The organism is Polaribacter sp. OB-PA-B3 (assembly GCF_054589375.1).
On sequence record NZ_BAAIIX010000006.1, the window covers coordinates 43,969 to 64,338 of the forward strand.

Consider the following 20,370-nt stretch of genomic DNA (forward strand, 5'->3'; position numbering starts at 1 on the left):
ATTATTAAGATACCTTTAAAATTTTAAAGTCACTAATTAATCAATTATTTAAAAGAATCTGTTTTTTTATCATAACCATAAGGGCAATGTTTACAACCACTTTTACAACAGTAACCTCTTCTAAGATGAAACTTTTCTGTAAAAACTTTATAACCTTGTTCGTTTATATAGTAATCGCCTTCTTCTAGAGGAATTCTTTTATTATACATACTGCAAAAGTATCAATTTAATACATAAAAAAAGCGTTCTTACGAACGCTTTTCTATGAAATATTATTCTTTGTTTTCTGGCGGAAATTTAGACACTATCTCTTTTACAAACTCTTTTATTCTTTCTTCCTTTTTTTCTCTGTTTTGCACTTTTAAAGCTCCCGTTCCAACTCCCTGCCAAACCAATTCTTTTTTATTCTTATCTATAAAGTCAATAAACAAAGTACCTTCTGTATATTGCGAAACATTTACATTGTTATTGCCGTTCCACATCCAAGGATTCCATCCCCAACCAAAACCATAACCTAAATTATTATTTTGGTTCACATTTACTTTTTCTCTAGATTTTGTAAAAATGCTTACCAACATATCTGGATTTTCAGATTTGGTAAATCCCAAAAGCAATAACTCGCTTTCGATAGCAGTTAAAATTCTTCTTTTGTCTAAATCTGAAATTGCCGCTTTATCTATACCTGTTTTATAAAAAGCAAAGGTTTTGTACTTATTAAAGTCTACTTTTGTATCATAATCTGTAACTACTTTAACAGAGTTACAAGAAGAAAACGCAAAAACAAATAGCAATAAAGTAATTTTCATATATCTCATAATGATTATTTTAACAGTTAAATTTCATATCAAATTATACCAATTATTGTGCCATATTTATAAAAATTAAGTAGTATCAATTCAGCTAAACTTTTTTCAATTTATAAAACGATAAAGAATTATATATTTTTTTAAGATTTTCGTAAATTGCAACCTAAAATTATAACATTTATTACGAATGGAACAAATTACACCATATAAACCTACATATAAAGTTAGAATAGTAACAGCCGCGGCGCTTTTTGATGGACACGATGCAGCTATTAATATCATGCGAAGAATTATACAATCTACTGGCGTAGAGGTTATTCATTTAGGCCATGATAGATCTGTAGAAGAAGTTGTAAACTGCGCAATACAAGAAGATGTAAACGCTATTGCAATTACTTCTTACCAAGGTGGTCACAACGAGTACTTTAAATATATGTACGATTTATTAAAGGAGAAAAATGCAGGACACATTAAAATATTTGGTGGTGGTGGCGGTGTAATTCTTCCGGAAGAAATAAAGGAATTAATGGATTACGGTATTACAAGAATTTATTCTCCGGATGATGGTAGAGCATTAGGTTTACAAGGAATGATAAATGACTTGGTACAACAATCTGATTTTGCCATTGGAAACATACTTGATGTTGATGTATCTAAATTAGCAGAAAAAGAAATCGGGAATATTGCCAGAGTAATTTCATCTGCAGAAAACTTTCCTGAGGTGGCAAAAAAGACTTTAGATGAAATTCATCAAAAAAATAAGAATTCTAAAACTCCGGTTTTAGGTATTACAGGAACCGGTGGAGCAGGAAAATCTTCTTTGGTAGATGAATTGGTGAGACGTTTTTTAATCGATTTTCCAGAAAAAACAATTGGTTTAATTTCTGTTGACCCATCAAAAAGAAAAACAGGTGGTGCACTTTTAGGTGATAGAATAAGAATGAACGCAATTAACAATTCTAGAGTTTATATGCGTTCTTTAGCAACTCGTCAATCTAACTTAGCTTTATCTAAATATGTAAATGAAGCAGTAGAAGTTTTAAAAGCTGCCGAATTCGATTTGATTATTTTAGAAACTTCTGGTATTGGGCAATCTGACACAGAAATTATAGAACATTCTGATACTTCTCTGTATGTTATGACACCAGAATTTGGTGCTGCTACTCAACTAGAGAAGATAGACATGTTAGATTTTGCCGACCTAGTTGCAATTAACAAATTTGATAAAAGAGGTGCTTTAGATGCTGTTAGAGATGTAAAAAAGCAATATATGCGTAATAATAATCTATGGCATATACATCAAGATGACTTACCTGTTTATGGTACAATTGCTTCTCAGTTTAACGATCCAGGAATGAATACTTTATATAAAAGTATTATGGATAAATTGGTCGAAAAAACTGATGCAGACTTAAAGTCTAAAATGGAAATTACGAAGGAAATGTCAGAAAAAATCTTTGTAATTCCGCCAGCAAGAGTTCGTTATTTATCTGAAATTGCAGAAAACAACAGAGCTTACGACAAAACTGCTAACGACCAAGTTAAGGTCGCTCAAAAGTTATACGGAATCCATAAAACTATTGAATCTATTGTAGAAAAACCCGTAGCAATCACAAAAGCTGGTATCGATTTAGATACAGTAATTAGCGATTTAAAAAATGATAATACTGATTTTGTAAAATTATTAGTAGCTCAATTTGAGAAGGTAAAACTAAATTTAAACCCTTATAACTGGGAAATCATTTTAAATTGGCAAGATAAAGTAACTAAATATAAAAATCCTATTTACACCTTTAAAGTACGTGATAAAGAAATTAAAATAGAAACACATTCAGAGTCACTTTCTCATACAAAAATTCCAAAAGTAGCCTTACCAAAATACGAAGCTTGGGGAGATTTATTACGTTGGAATTTACAAGAAAATGTTCCTGGAGAATTTCCGTTTACAGCAGGTTTGTATCCGTTTAAAAGAACAGGTGAAGACCCTACAAGAATGTTTGCCGGAGAAGGCGGACCAGAAAGAACCAATAGACGTTTTCATTATGTAAGTTTAGGAATGGATGCTAAACGTTTATCCACAGCGTTCGATTCTGTTACTCTATACGGTAATGATCCTGGTGAAAGACCAGATATTTATGGTAAAATTGGTAATGCCGGTGTTTCGATTTGTTGTTTAGATGATGCTAAGAAGTTGTATTCTGGTTTCGACTTAAGTCATCACATGACATCGGTTTCAATGACAATTAATGGTCCCGCACCAATGTTGCTAGGTTTCTTTATGAACGCTGCCATCGATCAGAATTGTGAGAAATATATCAAAGAAAATAATCTTGAAGCAGATGTTGAATCAAAATTCAAAGAAATTTACGATGATAAAGGGTTAGAAAGACCAACTTACCAAGGTAATTTACCAGAAGGAAACAATGGTTTAGGATTACTATTATTAGGTTTAACTGGTGATTTAGTTTTACCTTCGGATGTTTATCAGCAAATTAAAAAAGACACTTTAGCACAAGTTAGAGGGACTGTACAAGCAGATATTTTAAAGGAAGATCAGGCCCAAAATACTTGTATTTTTTCTACGGAATTCGCATTACGTTTAATGGGTGACGTACAAGAATACTTTATAGAAAAGCAAGTAAGAAACTTTTATTCTGTTTCAATTTCTGGCTATCATATTGCAGAAGCTGGCGCAAACCCAATTACACAATTAGCGTTAACTTTATCTAACGGATTTACCTATGTAGAATATTATTTAAGTAGAGGAATGGATATTAATAAATTCGGACCCAACTTATCTTTCTTCTTTTCAAACGGAATAGATCCAGAATACTCTGTAATTGGACGAGTTGCTCGTAAAATTTGGGCAAAAGCCATGAAAAATAAATATGGAGCCAATTCTAGAGCGCAAATGTTAAAGTATCATATTCAGACTTCTGGACGTTCTTTACACGCACAAGAAATTGATTTTAATGATATTAGAACTACATTACAAGCTTTATATGCAATAAACGATAACTGTAATTCTTTACATACAAATGCTTATGACGAAGCAATTACTACACCAACAGAGGAATCTGTAAGAAGGGCAATGGCAATTCAGTTAATCATTAACAAAGAATTAGGTTTAACTAAAAACGAAAACCCTATTCAAGGTGCTTTTATTATTGAAGAATTAACCGATTTAGTAGAAGAAGCTGTTTTATTAGAGTTTGATAGAATTACAGAGCGTGGCGGTGTTTTAGGAGCTATGGAGACTATGTATCAACGTTCTAAAATACAGGAAGAAAGTTTGTATTACGAAACGCTAAAACATAACGGAGAATTCCCAATTATTGGTGTTAATACATTTTTAAGTTCTAAAGGTTCACCAACAGTACAACCAGCAGAAGTTATTAGAGCTACAGAAGAAGAGAAAAAGCATCAAATACAAACTAAAGAATTATTAAATAAAGCAAATCCTGACAAAGTTGCTACTCAAATTAAAATTTTACAAGAAGCGGCAATACAGAATGAAAACTTATTTGACAAGCTAATGGAGGCTACAAAAGTTTGTTCTTTAGGGCAAATTACAGAAGCTTTATTTAAAGTTGGCGGTCAGTATAGACGAAATATGTAAAATATTTATTCTAACATTTAATTAAAAACTCTGCAAAATTTTTGCGGAGTTTTTAATTTTCTATGAACTTATTGCATCACTATTAACTTTTAAAAATTCTTTAACAGGATTTTTTTAGCTACTTTTTGTTCTTGGTTCAATTTTAATTCAAAATTTAAATCTATACTATTGGTAAATAATACTAAGCTTTTTTTTAAAAAAGTTTAAAAAGATTATAAATTTATGCATCTTTTTAAACTTTTTTGAGTCTATTCTATGAACTTTAAAATGAATATCATGAAAAATAAAAATTGTACTTGCAATTGCAATGGTTGTAAAAATGGATCTTGTAAAGATTGCACATGTGTTAATTGTACATGTAATTCTTGTAATTGCTAAAAGGTTATTTACGAAAACGAAACAATCTTAACATTCTAAAATTGTTTCGTTTTTTTATTTTTTTTATATTTATTTATGACTACTAAAGACGTTTGGACCTCTTATTCTGATGATTTAAAAAATTTCATAATTAGCAAAGTAAAAAATGCTGAAATAGCAGATGATATTTTACAAGATACTTTTATGAAAATTCACACCAATCTTCATACTTTAAAAGATTTAAATAAATTAAAATCATGGTGTTTTACCATTGCTAGAAATTCGGTTTTAAATTATTGGAAAACTACAAATCAAACTTTTGAAATCGCAAATTTCGAATCTGAAACTAATATTATTGATGATATTCATACAGAAAAAGATTGCTTAAGAGGAATTATACAAAACTTGCCAGAAAAATACAGAAAACCATTATTTTTATCAGACATAAAAGGTCTAAAACAAAAGGATATTGCCTTAAAATTAGAACAAAGCTTATCTACAACAAAATCTCAAATTCAACGTGCAAGAAAACTAATTGCAAAAGGCTTTATCGATTGTTGTGGCTTTCAATTTGATAAAAAAGGCAATTTAACAGGTGAAATTCAAGATAAAAAGGACTGTAAAGTCTGTAAATAAGTTTTTTAACACAAAATCTAGGCATTTTTTTATAGCTTAGCTTTTTAATTTAAAAATTCTTTTTATTATGAGAAATAATTTGGCTGGTATGATGTGTTTAGATTTGTTTATGTCTTCGCAAAATGATCACGATTACACGTACTTACAAAGTCAAATTTCATCTTCGGATTTTCTTAAAGCTCCAATAAAAAGTTTTGACTTTTACATAGATTATTTTACTGATGAGATAAGAAAAATCAACAGGAAAAATGATATTAATACAATAAAAGACTTTGCAAATAAGTTTAATTGGTGTAATGATGTAGATGCAATTTTTAAAAATCAAGATTTCGAAACAATTGTACTTACCAATAAAGCTCAAGAAATTATTTGGGTGAACGATGGTTTTAGAAAAATGACAGGTTTTAGTAAAAAATATGCTATTAATAAAACACCTACTTTTCTTCAAGGTGATAATACTTGTGAAGAAACAAGAACCAGAATTAGAAAAAAATTGATAGCAAACAAACCTTTTGAAGAAACTGTTTTAAATTATAAAAAGGATAAAACCGCATATAAATGCGAAATTAAAATTTTTCCTTTATCAATAGAAAACACCACACATTATATTGCACTCGAAAAGGCAGTTTAACTTAAACTTAACCGTTAATTATAATATTTACTTCATTTTTAAGTACTTTAAACTTAAATTAGAATCCTAAATAAAAAGTAATATGCAAAATTTAAAAAAAGAAGATATAAGTCAAGAAGTGTTTGATTTATATGATGATTATGCGCACAATAAAATGGACAGAAAAGATTTTCTACAAAAGCTTTCTTTATTTGCTGTTGGTGCCATTACCTTACCTTCTTTGTTAAGTTTTATTTCTCCTAATTACATAGACTCAATTACGGTTCAACCAGATGATCCTAGATTAAAATCAGAAACCATACATTATGAATCTCCTAAAGGAGGAAAAAAAATGAATGGATTACTTTCTAAACGCGTAAAAAACATTAGAAAATTACCAGGTTTATTAGTTGTTCATGAAAACAGAGGTTTAAATCCGTATATAAAAGATGTTGGTAGAAGGGCTGCTTTAGATGGATTCATAACATTAGCTCCAGATGCTTTAGCTCCTTTAGGTGGTTACCCAGGAAGTGATGATGAAGGTAGAGCAATGCAAAAGAAAAGAGATCGATTGGAAATGTTAGAAGACTTTATTGCTGGGTATAATTATTTAAAAAACCATAAAGATTGCAATGGTAAAGTTGGTGTTGTAGGTTTTTGTTTTGGCGGATGGATTTCTAATATGATGGCAGTAAGGCTGCCAGAATTATCTGCTGCTGTACCATATTATGGTAGGCAACCAGAGGCAAAAGATGCAGTTAAAATAAAAGCACCTTTACTTTTACAATATGCTGGTTTAGACAAAAGAGTAAACGAAGGTTGGCCTGCTTTCGAAAAAGTATTGAAAGAAAATAAAATAACACATACTGCGCATTTTTACCCAGAGGTTAATCATGGTTTTCACAATAATACAACACCAAGATTTGATGAAGCTGCTGCAGATTTATCTTGGGAAAGAACCATTGCTTTCTTGAAAACACATGTTAGATAATATTTATTTACAATCACTTTTACGGTTTTATACTTAATTGTTTTAAATTATTTACTTTTAACTTCTTAAAAGTACAACTTGAAGAAACAACAATTAATTAGCAAAGAACTAGAAGATTTTTACAACAAAGCTTCCGAAGAAACTCGCCTAGAAAAAGGTATGGGAATTTTTGAATTTGAACGTATTAAAGAGTTAATACAGCTTCATATTTTAAAAGATAAAATTACCGTTGTTGATGTTGGTGGTGGTACTGGCAAATATTCTGAATGGTTAGCAAAACAAAATCATACAGTACATTTAATAGAACCTGTTTTAAAACACATAAAACTTGCAGAAAAAAGAGCAAAAAAATTAAAAAACCCTTTCTCTGTAACTATTGGCGAAGCAAAAAAACTTCCTTTTAAAGATAGTTCTGCAGATTTAGTAATACTACACGGTCCTTTATATCATCTACAAAAAAAAGAGGATAGGATTGCAGCTATATTAGAAGCAAAAAGAGTTTTAAAAAAAGACGGAATTATTTTAGGCTTTGCAATAAATGCAACTGCATCTACAGTAGTTGGTTTAATGAACGGAATGATACATGCAAATTCATTTTTTGACATGTGTAAAAAAGAATTAACTACAGGTGTACATAACGCACCAAAAGATTTTCCTTTTTTATTAGCTGATGCATACTATCATAAACCAGCATCTTTAAAGTCAGAATTTTTAGAACAAAATCTTACTTTTATTAATCTTTTTGCCGTTGAGGGCATGATTTGGTTAGACAATGAATATTTTGCGAATATGTTAGATAAAAAGAAATCTAAAACATTAAAGTCTTTACAAAAATTAACTCAAAATGATGAGTATTTACTACCATTTAGTCCGCATATGATGATTGCTGTAAAAAAATAACCATTAAGTTTTTTAAAACTTAATGGTTATCGCTTTTCTTAACTTATCGTCTTCTTTTTTTAGAAGAGGCTCTACTAGCTTTTTTCTTTCTTCTATTAAAAGGCACTGCATCATCAAAAGTATTTTTAGCAGGTTTTGCTTTTTTATTCTTTTGCCACGAATTTGTTTCTGGTAATAATACTTTTAATAAATCTGGTCTGCCAACTTTACTTAATGTATTTCGAATCCAATCTTTGTTTTCTTTCTTGTACCAAAAGAAAAATTTATGTTGATCTTCTCTTTCCTTTTTAGTTTTAGGAGTTTTAGTAGGTTTTAACGTATACGGATGATAACCTGAATAATAAATTACAGTTGCAACTGTCATAGGTGTTGGTGTAAAACCCTGAACTTGTTCTAACTGAAAACCCATATCTTTAGTTTCTGCCGCTAAATTTGCCATATCTTCTACTTCACTTGCTGGATGGCTAGAAATAAAATAAGGTATTAATTGCAAATTTAATTTTCTCTTGATATTTATTTTATCAAAACGCTCTTTAAATAAATGAAAATATTTAAACGAAGGTTTACGCATCAATTTTAAAACAGGATCTGATGTGTGTTCTGGTGCTACTTTTAAACGACCAGAAACATGTTTTGTCATTACTTCTTCTGTATACGCATCTAATTCTTTTGCATCTGCATTTTTATTGAATTCTGGCACCAACATATCATGTCTAATTCCACTTCCGATAAAAGATTTTTTTATTTTCGGATGTTTATCAACTGCTTGATATAATTCTGTTAAAGGTTTATGAGAAGTATCTAAATTAGAACAAATTACTGGCGAAATACAACTTGGCGCAACACACTTATCGCAAATGGACTGCACTTTACCTTTCATTTGATACATGTTTGCAGATGGCCCACCAATATCAGATAAATAACCTTTAAAATCTGGCATATTTGCCACTTTATCTACTTCCTTCAAAACAGATTCTTGACTTCTACTTGCAATAAATTTACCTTGATGCGCAGAAATTGTACAAAAGCTGCAACCACCAAAGCATCCTCTATGTATATTTATCGAGAATTTAATCATTTCAAACGCAGGTATTGGTCCACGTTTGTTATATTTTGGATGTGGCAAACGTGTATAAGGCAAATCGAAAGAACCATCAATTTCCTTTTCTGTCATTGTTGGGTAAGGCGGATTAATAACCAAAGTATTCTCTCCTATTCCTTGTAAAATTCTTCTAGCTTTTAATTTGTTAGATTCTTGCTCTATCACTTTAAAATTGGAAGCAAATGTTTTTTTATCTTTTAAACATGCTTCATGAGAATTGATTGTAACATCTTCCCAACCATTAACTACAGGTATTTTTTCTTCTTTTTGATTGATTAAAACCGCAGTTTGTTTGATGTTTTTTAAGCTAGAAAAAGGTACACCTTTTTGCAGCAATTCAACAATTTCACGTAAGGGTTGTTCTCCCATTCCGTAAACTAACATATCTGCTTTAGAAGTTTCTAAAATAGAAGGCAACAACTTATCCGACCAATAATCGTAATGAGTTACACGCCTTAAAGAAGCTTCAATTCCGCCAATTAAAACAGGTACATCAGGAAACTTTTCTTTTAAAATTTTAGAATATACAGATGTTGCATAATCAGGTCTAAAGCCCTTATCTCCGTTTGGTGTATATGCATCTTTATCACGTCTTTTTTTACTTGCCGTGTAATTAGAAACCATCGGATCCATGCATCCACCAGTAGCAGCAAAGAATAAACGAGGCTTACCTAATTTTTCAAAATCTTGTAAGTTATCGTTTACACTTGGTTGTGGTACAATTGCCACACGCAAACCATAACTTTCTAAAATTCTACCAATTACAGCAGGCCCAAAAGATGGATGATCTACATAAGCGTCTCCGCTAAATAGAATAACGTCTAATTCTTCCCAACCTCGAATTTTAACCTCTTTGTTTGTAGTTGGTAACCAATCTGTTAGTTGATGTTTCTTTGTTTCTTGCATAGTTTGCAAAAATAAGGAGAAAATCTGTCAACTGCTTAGACTTAAAAAGAATTTTTCTATTTTTTGAAAAAAAACAACCTCTAGAAGAAATGCGCAAGTAAATAGAAATTTAATAGCGAGAATTATTGCTTAATCAACAATTAAATGCGGTACATTTTCGATATTCCAATCTATAACTAAACCACCTGCTAAAGATCTTGCTACTTCTTTTCCGTATAAATATTCGCATAAATACAATGCAGCTTCAAACGATTTTGCGCCACCAGCAGAGGTAATTAACTTACCATCATGCACAAACAAAACTTCTTTTCTAACATCTAAGTTTGGAAACATTTCTCGCATCTTATCAATATCACTAGGAAAAGTTGTTGAAATTTTATCATTTAACAATCCCGCTTTAGCCAATACAAATGCACCATCACAATGCGAAGTAATAAAACTTGCATCTTTAGCTGCTAACTTTACAAAATCTATCATTTTTGTATCATCTAAATCTGTGTCTAAATGATGTTCTGCGGAAGGAACTACTAAAATATCTATTTTAGGTAATTTATCCTTTAAATAATTATAATCTGGTAAAACTCTCATTCCTTCGAATGTTGTGATAGCCTCATTTGTATTTGCTACTGTAAAAACATTCATAGCTTTTATATTTTTTCTAAAAATAGTGTGCTGAAAAATATCAAACGGAGCGGTTAGTTCGGTATTAAATGTACCATCCATAATAAGAAAAGCCACATTATATCTTCCGTCTACTAACGCTGGTAATGGTTTGTCTATTTTATCAACCTGTTCTACTTTCGTTTTTGTACAACTTAAGCTCAAAAAAATTAAAAACAATAAAAGTGTATTTTTCATAAGTATAAAATTCTAAGAAATGACAATATAAAACATAAAAAAAACTTTCTAAGAAGAAAGTTTTTCAAATTTAATTTAGTTAACAATATAATAATTAACCCTCAATTAATTCGTTTGAGGTTAATGCCTTATTCAAATCTACTTTAATGTATTTGTGGCTTTTAAAAAAATAACGACCTGATGTTAGTTGAATTGTTGCTATCACTCTACCGTCTTTTTTTTCTTCTAAAGAAGTAATTTTCACTTCTTTGTTTACAACATTTTTGTACGTTGCAATACCACCTCTTTTAATTATAAAGTTGTTTCTAGGAAATTTAATGTGCTTATAATTATTCATTTCAACTTTGCCTACAGTAAAAGTATCACCAACTTTAACAGCATCACTTTTAGATTGAGCAAAATTAGAAAATGACAAAAAACAACACATCACAAGTGTAAATATTGAAGTTTTCATAATTTATAGTTTTTAAATTTATAGATACAAAAATAATAGATAAACTCTAGAAAACCACATTTAACTTGAAGACGTAATCAATTTTAAGAAATAATTATGATTTTAAGAAAGTTTCTTAATTGCTTTATAAGAGTAATTTAAGTTAAGTTTTTGTAGTTTTATAACCACAAACCAATCATCATTATGAAAACAAAATTTATCTTATTATTATTTAGCATTTTTATTATCACTTCTTGTGAGAAAACAACAGAAAAAGAAAAGAAAAAAGATTCTTATGTTGCAGAAAATTACACAAAAAAAGAAGTTGACATCGAAATGCGAGATGGTACTAAATTACACACCACAATTTATTCTCCAAAAGATACTTCTAAAAAATATCCTATTTTAATGCAAAGAACACCTTATAGTTCTGCGCCTTACGGAGAAGGTAAAATGAAAACCAAAATTGGCCCTAACGTTCATTTAATGAAAGAAGGCAATATTGTGGTTTACCAAGATGTTCGTGGTAGATGGATGAGTGAAGGTGTTTATGACAACATGCGAGCTTACATTCCTAATAAAAAAGCAAACCAATCTGATGAAGTTTCTGATACTTACGACACTATTGATTGGTTGGTAAAAAATGTTGAAAATAATAATGGAAACGTTGGTACTTGGGGAATTTCTTATCCTGGACATTATGCAACAGTTTCTACAATAGATGCGCATCCTGCTTTAAAAGCAGCATCACCACAAGCAAGTATCGGAGATTTTTTCTTTGATGACTTTCATCATAACGGAGCTTTTTTATTAAGTTATTTTAGAGCAATTTCTTTGTTCGGAACTTACAAAGACACACCAACAGATTCTGCTTGGTATTCTTTTCCTAAAATGGAATCTAAAGATCAATATCAATTTTTCTTAGACAAAGGGCCTTTAAAGAATTTAAATGAATATTTTCAATATGATAAATTAGATGTAACTTCTTCTGAAAACAAAGATAGAATTGATGATTTTTTCTGGAAAGAAATTGTTGAGCATCCTAATTATGACGAAAACTGGAAAAGTAAAGGAATCATTCAGCATTTAAACAGAGTTCCATCTACAGTTGCAACAATGGTTGTTGCTGGTGAGTTTGATGCAGAAGATTTATACGGACCTTTAGAAACTTACAAAGCCATAGAAAAACACGGTAAAGACAATTATAATACGTTGGTTTTTGGCCCTTGGGATCATGGTAAATGGTCTAGAACCGGTGTAGAAAATTATGTTGGTAATTATTATTTTGGAGATTCTATTTCTTTAAAATTTCAAAAAGAAATTGAAACTAAATTCTTTAATCATTTCTTAAAAGGAAACGGAGATAAAAACTCTGGTTTACCAGAAGCTTATGTTTTTGATTCTGGTAAAAAAGAATGGAAATCTTATGATACTTGGCCACCAAAAAACATTGTTAAAGAAAACTGGTTTTTATCTGAAAACCAAGAATTAACAGCATTAAAAAGATCGACTAAAGCTGTTAAATTTATAAGTGATATTAAACATCCTGTACCATATTCTGAAGATATTAAAACGGTTTTTACGCCAAGAAAATACATGACAGACGACCAGCGTTTTGCTGCTAGAAGGCCAGATGTATTGGTTTTTGAAACAGATGTTTTAACTGAAGATTTTACATTAGCAGGAGATATTTTAGCAAAATTAAAAGTAGCAACTACAGGTACTGCAGCAGATTGGGTTGTAAAAGTTATAGATGTACATCCTGATAATGTAAAAGAAGACAATAAAAAACTTCAAAACCATCTAAAAATGAGCAACTATCATTTAATGGTTCGAAGTGAAGTATTAAGAGGAAGATTTAGAAATAGTTTTGAAAAGCCAGAACCTTTTACACCTAATAAAAAAACTGCTGTAAATATTAAATTACAAGACGTTTTTCACACTTTTAAAAAAGGACATAAACTGCAAATACAAGTACAAAGCACATGGTTTCCTTTAATCGATTTAAATCCGCAGACTTATGTAGATAACATTTACAAAGCAGATGAAAAAGATTTTAAAACTCAAACGCATACCGTATTTACAGATTCTTCAATAGAATTTTCTGTTTTAAAATAAATCATAACACATGAAAAAAATACATCAATTTTTAATTGTTTTTCTTATTGCTTTTACAATTAGTGCTCAAGAAAAATCGAAACCTTTTTTTAAAGATGGCGAAGCACAAATAGTTGAAGGCTTTAAAGATCCAAGTAAATGGATTCGTACAGATCTATGGGTAGAAACTACCTTTGACACCGATGGAGACGGCAAACTTGACAGAATGCATGTTGACGTTACTAGACCTCTACAAACTGAGACCGAAGGTTTAAAACTACCTATTATTTACGAATCTAGCCCGTATTATGCAGGAACAGCAAGTGATACACCTGGTTTATTTTGGGATGTTAAACATGAAATTGGCGCAAAAGAAAAACAAAGAACAAGAGTAGAAGTTGTTAGAAGAGGTAAAAGACCAATAATTTCAAATTCTCAAATTAGAACTTGGGTTCCTAGAGGTTATATTGTTGTGCATTCATCATCTCCAGGAACTGGCTTATCTGATGGATCACCAACTGTTGGAGGAGACAATGAGTCTTTAGCACCAAAAGCAGTAATCGATTGGTTAAACGGACGAGCAAAAGGTTTTACCGAAAGAGAAGGAAATGAAGAAGTAAAAGCATACTGGAGTACCGGAAAAGTAGGAATGACAGGTACTTCTTACAACGGTACAATTCCGTTAGCTGCAGCAACAACTGGTGTTAAAGGCTTAGAAGCAATTATACCTGTTGCCCCAAATACTTCTTATTATCATTATTACAGATCTAACGGTTTGGTTAGATCTCCTGGCGGATATTTAGGTGAAGATATTGACGTTTTGTACGATTACATCCATAGTGGTAAAGAAGCAAACAGACCACATAATAATAAAGTTATTAGAGATACAGAATTGGCTAACGGAATGGATAGACAAACAGGAGATTATAATGATTTTTGGGCTGGTAGAGATTATTTGAACGATATGAAACCGATGAAAGCTGCACTATTAATGTCGCATGGTTTTAATGATTGGAATGTTATGCCAGAGCATAGTTACAGAATTTATGCAAAAGCAAAAGAAATGGGACTTCCTTCTCAAATTTTCTATCATCAAAACGGTCATGGTGGTCCACCACCAATGAAAATGATGAACCGCTGGTTTACTAGATATTTACATGGGATTCAAAATAATGTAGAAAATGATGCAAAAGCTTGGATTGTAAGAGAAAATGATAAAAGAACAGAGCCAACTCCTTATAAAGACTATCCAAATCCGGAAGCTAAACCAGTAGCACTTTATTTAAAATCTGGTGCACCAAAAGCAGGAAAATTAGTAACATCTAATTCATCTAATGCAAAAGAAACTTTAGTTGATAATTATTCTTTTTCAGGTGAAATTTTAGCACAAGCAGAAAACACGAATCATCGTTTAATTTATGTTTCTGAAGTTTTAAAAGAAGATTTACACATTTCTGGTTTATCTACTATTACAATTAAAGCATCTAGTAGTAAACCAGCTGTAAACTTATCTATATGGCTAGTTTCTTTACCATGGACCAAAGGTAGAAGAGCTAAAATAACAGACAATATTATTACTCGTGGTTGGGCAGATTTACAAAACCACAAATCCTTAACTAAAAGCACCCCTTTAAAACCAGGTAAATTTTATGAGATGACTTTTGATTTGCAACCAGATGATCAAATTATCAAAAAAGGACAACAAATTGGGTTAATGATTTTTTCTAGTGATAATAATTTCACTTTGTTACCAGAACCAGGCACAGAACTAACTGTAGATTTAAATAGCACTTCTATAACGTTACCAATTGTAGGCGGAAAAAACGCTTTTGATAAAGCAACAGAATAGAAAATTGTTTTACTCACAAATTAAAAGTCTTGATAAATATTTATCAAGACTTTTTTTGTTTTTAAAATTAATAGATAGAAAACTCTTTACTAAAAATTTACGTACTTATAAAAGAGACTTCAGAATAGATTCAGTAATTTAGTAGAGCTTTAAGAAAAGGTATGTTCTGAAAACATTGGGGATATGTTTACAAAAATTGCAACCTAAATATAAAATGAAAGAAAAATTAATTTACGGTATTCAGCAAATTGGTATTGGTGTAGAAAATGCTGATACTGCTTTTAAATGGTACGCAACAAAACTCGGCGCAGATGCTTTGATTTTTGATGATAGTAACGAAGCAACATATATGGCAAAATATATGGGCGGACAATCAAGAAAGAAAAGAGCATTATTAGGTTTAAATATGCAAGGTGGTGGCGGTTACGAAATTTGGCAATACACAAATAGGAAACCTTCTAAACCAGAAAATAAATTTAAAGTTGGTGATTTAGGTATCCAGTTTCCGTTTATTAAGACAAAAAATATTTTAAAAACATATAATCGATTAAAAAACAGCAACGAAAATATTTTATCAGAAATAAAAGAAGACCCAAAAGGTGTAAAAGGTTTCTTTTTAAAGGATCCTTTTGATAATATTTTAAAAATAAAAGAATGCACTTCTTTTTATCAAAATAAAAAAATTGATGTTGGTGGTATTTCTGGCGCTGCTATCGGAGTTTCTAATATTGATATTTCGCTAAAACTTTACAAAGACGTTTTGGGCTATGATAAGGTTATTTTCGATAAAACTGATGTTTTTGAAGAGCTTAAAGACTTAAATAATGGTGATAAAAAATTTAGACGCATTTTACTTACACATTCTAAAGAGCGAGTTGGTGGCTTTTCAAAGTTTTTTGGAACCAGTGAAATAGAACTTATTCAGTGCTTAGAAAACGAGCCAACAAAAATCTTTAAAAATAGATATTGGGGAGATATAGGCTACATTCATTTATGTTTTGACGTTAAGAATTTAAAGGTGTTAAAAGAAGAATGTAAACAAATAGAAGTTCCTTTTCAGGTAATTAGCCAACCGTCTTTTAATATGGGCGATGCAAATGGCCATTGGGGATATATTGAAGATAATGATGGTACGCTAATCGAATTTATCGAAACAAATAAAGTACCACTAATTAAAAAACTTGGCATTCATATCAATCTAAAAAAAAGAAATCCTAAAAAACCTTTACCAAATTGGATGATTAAAGCTATGGCATTAAAACGTGTGAAATTTTAACATATGACATCAACAGAAATTGCACTTTTATTAAATGATGATTCTGAAAAAATTACAAGAATTGGAGAAATTATCGGTAAAAAAATACCTGAAAAAGATAATTTTGAAAATTTAAACGAATTTGAAAAAACGTTTATTTATATAGATATTTTAGAAAACAATGTTACCAATGGCGGATTTATTCAGTTCTTTTTTAGTTCTGCAGGCCAATTTGCACATGAGATATTTCATGCATACTTAGCTATAAATGCGGAAAAAACAATAGATATTCTTTCCGAAGCAATTATGCTATTTCCGCAAATTCCCGTTCCGAAAAATCAAACTACAAGACAACGTATCTTAATGCAAAAAGAATCGAATATTGATCTTTGGGATGAATTAGATCATCGTTTTTATGAATATGAAGATGATATTGTAAAGTTAACCTTAGATTTTGTTGAAAAGAATATATCAAATTTTGATTGATATTTACTTATCTAATATCTCTTTGATATTAGGTTTAAAATAATCAGGTCCTTTTAAAACTTTACCATCTTCTCTGTAAATAGGCTTTCCATCTTCACCCAACTTACTCATGTTACTCTTATGAATTTCATTAAAAACTTCGGTGATTTTATCTTGCATACCGTGTTCTATAATTGTACCACATAAAATATATAACATGTCTCCTAAAGCATCTGCAACCTCTACCAAATCGTTATTATTGGCAGCTTCTAAATATTCTTCATTTTCTTCCTTCATTAAATTATAACGAAGTAAATTTCTACTTTCTGTAATATTTGCTGTTGGTTCATTTTTTATTCCGGCACCAAAAGCAGTATGAAAATCGTGTACAGAATTAATTTTATCTTTCATATATATTTTAATTATTAGAAGTTTATAAATTCGTAATTTTGCAACTTAAAATGTTTGTTACATCTTTACAAGGTATCGAAAAATTTTAGATAAGAAAAAATAATAATTATTCAATTTTACAAAAAATTATAACCTATGTTTTTAAGTGCTTATTTTACAACCGGTAGAATTATTTTTATGATTTTCTTTATTCTATCTTTTATTGCTTTAATGGTTTATAGCTATAGAAAAGATATTAAAAGTCATGAAAGGTATTACAAAAATGCAGGTAAAAAAGTACTTATTTATGGTAGTTTGGTAATCATTATATTTGTAACTATTCGATTATTAGCAGGTAGCTAATTTATATCTTTTCTATATTTTTTAATCTTTTCCAAGCTAATCTATTACGCTGTGTATAGATAAAGAAACAACCAATATCTAATAAAAAATAGAATAAACTAATACCACTTGGCGGATTATTACTTGGTAAAAATTCGAAAACACCAAAAGCAGTACTTGGCCATTTCCAGCAACCAAATGCCGTACCTCCTATTTCTAAAATAGCCACTAAAATATACATCGAAAAAAAGAATAATTTTTCTTTGGGACGTGTCCATAGTAGTAAAAAGACAACAATAGTCATTACAAAACCAAACACATCATTAAAGAAAATTACATAAACCGTTGCTAACAAAACAATAATTAAAGCAAAAAGCTCTTCTATTGCTTCGTGATATTTTCTTACTATTGGCGCTTTACTAAACATAAAAATTCTACCATATAAGGCAGCATGACCAAACGGAACATACAAGGGTACATTCTCTAATCGATAAGTGTACATGTTTAAAAGTCTCGAGAAGAGATACTCACCTCCAAAGCCCAAAATTACTGCATAAATCATTAACTCTTGGGTTCTTTTATTGGCTCTAAAGTACATTACCACAAAACCTATTAACATTAAAATATTAATGGGTAATTGAGAGTGTGTAATATTTTCTGCGAAATATAAACTATCAAAAAATAAAAAAAACACAAATATTACAAATATGCCTATTCTTCTGCTGAATGTATAAAATATAGCTTTTAAATCTTTAGCAGGTACTTTTAAAATTTTCATTCTGTTGGATATTTAAAACAGTTTGTAGTGTGATCGTTAACCATACCGACAGCTTGCATGTAAGCATAAACTACGGTAGAACCAACAAATTTAAATCCGCGTTTTTTTAAATCTTTAGAAATTGTATCTGATAATTTGGTAGCAGCTGGAACATCTTCTCTTTTATGAAACTTGTTTAAAATAGGTTTATGATCTACATATGCCCAAATAAATTTAGAAAAAGAACCAAATTCTTTCTGAACTTCTATAAACAATTGCGCATTTGTAATTGCACTTCTTATTTTTAGTTTGTTTCTAATAATGCCAGCATCTTGAAGTAAAGATTCATATTTTTTTTCTGAATATTTTGATATTTTTTGGTAATCGAAATTGTCAAAAGCTTTTCTAAAGTTTTCTCTTTTATTTAAAATTGTTATCCAACTTAAACCCGCCTGAAAAGTTTCTAGAACTAAAAACTCAAAGAGTGTTTCATCATCAAAAACTGGTACACCCCATTCGTTATCATGATAATCAATATATAATTGACTATCTGTTACCCAAAAACACCTATTTTTCATCTACTTTATTTTAACTGGTATAATTTCTGTTTGCCTAGAATTTACATATCCAAAAATATTATTTCCAAAAAAACCGGCTTCTTCTAACATAATTCTAATGTTTTTGTTCCACTCTTTTAAAGCTACAGTTGTATTTAACTCTATGGCGTAAACAGTATTTTTATGTAAAGGATAATCTCCGTTTATCGGCACTCCGTTTTGAGAATCCCACATACCAATTGTAGTACCAGCACTGTGCCCATACATTCCTAAAGGATGCGTATATATAGAAGGAACCAAACCTTCTTTTCTCCCTTGAATTAAAGATTCTTTTAATATTCGATTTCCAGTTTTACCAACTTTCATGTTAGAAGTTAAAATATCTTGTACTCGATTTCCTTTTTTAAATGCATCTACTAAAAATGTTGGTACAGAATCCTCATCATCTTTTAAAACATATGCGTGCTGCTGACAATCTGTATTTAAACCAATATAGGTAATTCCGAAATCGCAATGTAATAAGTCGCCTTTTAAGATAACTTTCTTTTCTTTTCCTTTAGAAAAAGACGCTATCTGCGATTTTAAAACTTCATTATTTCTTTGGATATCTACCGTAGGATGAAACCAAGTTTCTAAACCTAAATCAGTCACTTTTTGACGAAGGTACCACACCAAATCTTCTGTTGTTGTTTTACCAGGAATAATTGTTTTAGCTGAAAACGTTTCTGCAATAATATTGTGCGTAATTTGTACTAATTTTTTGTACAATTTCATTTCTTTAACAGTTCTTGTTTCAATCCAACCAATTGCAAGTTTTTCTGCAGAGACCACTTTATTAACATACTTTTTAGGTAGATTTTCTAATAATTCATCATAATCTGTTTTAATCAAACCATCAGCTAAAGCAAAATGTTTAGAAATATTAACACCTATTTTATTCGGATTTCTATTTTTTATGATGTCCGATAAAGCTTTCCATTGGTTCGGTTGCTTTTCTTTATCCCAAGCAGACTTTATGTTTTTACCAATATCATATCTTGCTACCGCTAATCTTTCTAATGTATTTTTAGCTTTATCTCTATAAAAAACAATAATAGTTCTTCTTCGTGCATTTAACCAAGTGGCGGGCAACATCGTTTTTAAAACAGGGTCTTCATTATATTCCCTAGAAATTAATAACCACATATCAATATCTGCAGCATCCATTAACTGCGGCAATAGATTGGTAAACCGATCTTCTAACAAATTATCTTTTAGTATTGCTCTTTCTCTTTCTGATAAAATTTGAGCTTGTGAGAATTGAAAAGTTAAGACAAAAAATAGAAATAAATATTTCATAACTTATGATTGGTTAATGGATAAAATTAATGTTAAATCAATTAAAAATCAATGTATTTTAGATTAATTTTTGCAACTTTACTAACATTAAAATCTCTGATT

At 30.1% G+C, this 20,370-nt stretch carries 19 protein-coding genes; 10 read left to right on the forward strand and 9 right to left on the reverse strand.

Annotation, left to right across the window (positions count from 1 at the left end; translation table 11 throughout):
• Positions 1-44: 44 nt before the first annotated feature.
• Both ACYPV9_RS11410 and ACYPV9_RS11415 read right to left on the reverse strand, forming a co-directional pair.
• Positions 45-209 carry a DUF5522 domain-containing protein gene (locus tag ACYPV9_RS11410; RefSeq protein ID WP_172830876.1) on the reverse strand — a complete coding sequence of 55 codons (165 nt, stop codon included), beginning with the start codon at positions 207-209 and terminating at the stop codon, positions 45-47.
• Positions 210-272: 63 nt separating this feature from the next.
• Entirely contained in the window at positions 273-815 is a 543-nt protein-coding gene (locus tag ACYPV9_RS11415; RefSeq protein ID WP_299063941.1) for a DUF4136 domain-containing protein, read from the reverse strand.
• A gap of 178 nt (positions 816-993) precedes the next feature.
• On the opposite strand from ACYPV9_RS11415, the gene ACYPV9_RS11420 reads away from it, so the two are divergent.
• From ACYPV9_RS11420 to ACYPV9_RS11440, 5 genes are all read left to right on the forward strand, one after another.
• Complete coding sequence (locus ACYPV9_RS11420) at positions 994-4,425, forward strand: methylmalonyl-CoA mutase family protein (RefSeq protein ID WP_459743851.1); 3,432 nt, start codon at positions 994-996, stop codon at positions 4,423-4,425.
• 453 nt (positions 4,426-4,878) lie between these two features.
• A complete protein-coding gene (locus tag ACYPV9_RS11425) occupies positions 4,879-5,418 on the forward strand; it encodes a sigma-70 family RNA polymerase sigma factor (protein WP_459743853.1) in 540 nt (179 codons plus the stop codon).
• Positions 5,419-5,485: 67 nt separating this feature from the next.
• The gene (locus ACYPV9_RS11430; RefSeq protein WP_459743855.1) at positions 5,486-6,049 is read left to right on the forward strand and encodes a PAS domain-containing protein; all 564 of its coding nucleotides are present in this window, start codon (positions 5,486-5,488) and stop codon (positions 6,047-6,049) included.
• Positions 6,050-6,131: 82 nt separating this feature from the next.
• A complete protein-coding gene (locus ACYPV9_RS11435; RefSeq protein WP_459743857.1) occupies positions 6,132-7,019 on the forward strand; it encodes a dienelactone hydrolase family protein in 888 nt (295 codons plus the stop codon).
• 78 nt (positions 7,020-7,097) lie between these two features.
• On the forward strand, positions 7,098-7,919 hold the full coding sequence (locus tag ACYPV9_RS11440; protein WP_459743861.1) for a class I SAM-dependent methyltransferase: 822 nt from the start codon (positions 7,098-7,100) through the stop codon (positions 7,917-7,919).
• A 43-nt stretch (positions 7,920-7,962) separates the two neighbouring features.
• Here ACYPV9_RS11440 and ACYPV9_RS11445 read toward each other — a convergent pair whose 3' ends face one another.
• The 3 genes from ACYPV9_RS11445 to ACYPV9_RS11455 form a co-directional block, all read right to left on the reverse strand.
• The gene (locus tag ACYPV9_RS11445) at positions 7,963-9,927 is read right to left on the reverse strand and encodes a YgiQ family radical SAM protein (protein ID WP_299063921.1); all 1,965 of its coding nucleotides are present in this window, start codon (positions 9,925-9,927) and stop codon (positions 7,963-7,965) included.
• A gap of 129 nt (positions 9,928-10,056) precedes the next feature.
• Positions 10,057-10,785, reverse strand: a complete 729-nt coding sequence (locus ACYPV9_RS11450) for a DJ-1/PfpI family protein (RefSeq protein ID WP_299063918.1) — start codon at positions 10,783-10,785, stop codon at positions 10,057-10,059.
• Positions 10,786-10,879: 94 nt separating this feature from the next.
• On the reverse strand, positions 10,880-11,239 hold the full coding sequence (locus ACYPV9_RS11455) for a dihydroorotase (RefSeq protein ID WP_459743865.1): 360 nt from the start codon (positions 11,237-11,239) through the stop codon (positions 10,880-10,882).
• Between the two features lie 183 nt (positions 11,240-11,422).
• Between ACYPV9_RS11455 and ACYPV9_RS11460 the strand changes: the two genes are divergently transcribed.
• The 4 genes from ACYPV9_RS11460 (at position 11,423) to ACYPV9_RS11475 (ending at position 16,905) form a co-directional block, all read left to right on the forward strand.
• Positions 11,423-13,336, forward strand: a complete 1,914-nt coding sequence (locus ACYPV9_RS11460; RefSeq protein ID WP_459743868.1) for a CocE/NonD family hydrolase — start codon at positions 11,423-11,425, stop codon at positions 13,334-13,336.
• 10 nt (positions 13,337-13,346) lie between these two features.
• On the forward strand, positions 13,347-15,164 hold the full coding sequence (locus tag ACYPV9_RS11465) for a Xaa-Pro dipeptidyl-peptidase (RefSeq protein WP_459743870.1): 1,818 nt from the start codon (positions 13,347-13,349) through the stop codon (positions 15,162-15,164).
• 214 nt (positions 15,165-15,378) lie between these two features.
• The gene (locus ACYPV9_RS11470) at positions 15,379-16,440 is read left to right on the forward strand and encodes a VOC family protein (protein ID WP_299063906.1); all 1,062 of its coding nucleotides are present in this window, start codon (positions 15,379-15,381) and stop codon (positions 16,438-16,440) included.
• Positions 16,441-16,443: 3 nt separating this feature from the next.
• Entirely contained in the window at positions 16,444-16,905 is a 462-nt protein-coding gene (locus ACYPV9_RS11475) for a DMP19 family protein (RefSeq protein ID WP_459743874.1), read from the forward strand.
• A gap of 3 nt (positions 16,906-16,908) precedes the next feature.
• On the opposite strand, the gene ACYPV9_RS11480 is transcribed toward ACYPV9_RS11475, so the two are convergent.
• On the reverse strand, positions 16,909-17,295 hold the full coding sequence (locus tag ACYPV9_RS11480) for a pyrophosphohydrolase domain-containing protein (protein WP_459743877.1): 387 nt from the start codon (positions 17,293-17,295) through the stop codon (positions 16,909-16,911).
• A gap of 135 nt (positions 17,296-17,430) precedes the next feature.
• Here ACYPV9_RS11480 and ACYPV9_RS11485 point away from each other — a divergent pair, with 135 nt between their 5' ends.
• Entirely contained in the window at positions 17,431-17,637 is a 207-nt protein-coding gene (locus ACYPV9_RS11485) for a hypothetical protein (protein WP_077811171.1), read from the forward strand.
• A 1-nt stretch (position 17,638) separates the two neighbouring features.
• On the opposite strand, the gene ACYPV9_RS11490 is transcribed toward ACYPV9_RS11485, so the two are convergent.
• The 3 genes from ACYPV9_RS11490 to ACYPV9_RS11500 are packed head-to-tail and all read right to left on the reverse strand — an operon-like array spanning position 17,639 to position 20,268.
• Entirely contained in the window at positions 17,639-18,394 is a 756-nt protein-coding gene (locus ACYPV9_RS11490) for a hypothetical protein (RefSeq protein ID WP_459743882.1), read from the reverse strand.
• On the reverse strand, positions 18,391-18,951 hold the full coding sequence (locus tag ACYPV9_RS11495) for a DNA-3-methyladenine glycosylase I (protein ID WP_459743885.1): 561 nt from the start codon (positions 18,949-18,951) through the stop codon (positions 18,391-18,393). Before ACYPV9_RS11495 ends, ACYPV9_RS11490 begins: the two co-directional genes overlap by 4 nt.
• Positions 18,952-20,268 (reverse strand): M24 family metallopeptidase, encoded by a 1,317-nt coding sequence (locus ACYPV9_RS11500; protein WP_459743888.1) that lies wholly within the window; start codon positions 20,266-20,268, stop codon positions 18,952-18,954. It abuts the gene before it with no gap.
• Between the last annotated feature and the right edge of the window lie 102 nt (positions 20,269-20,370).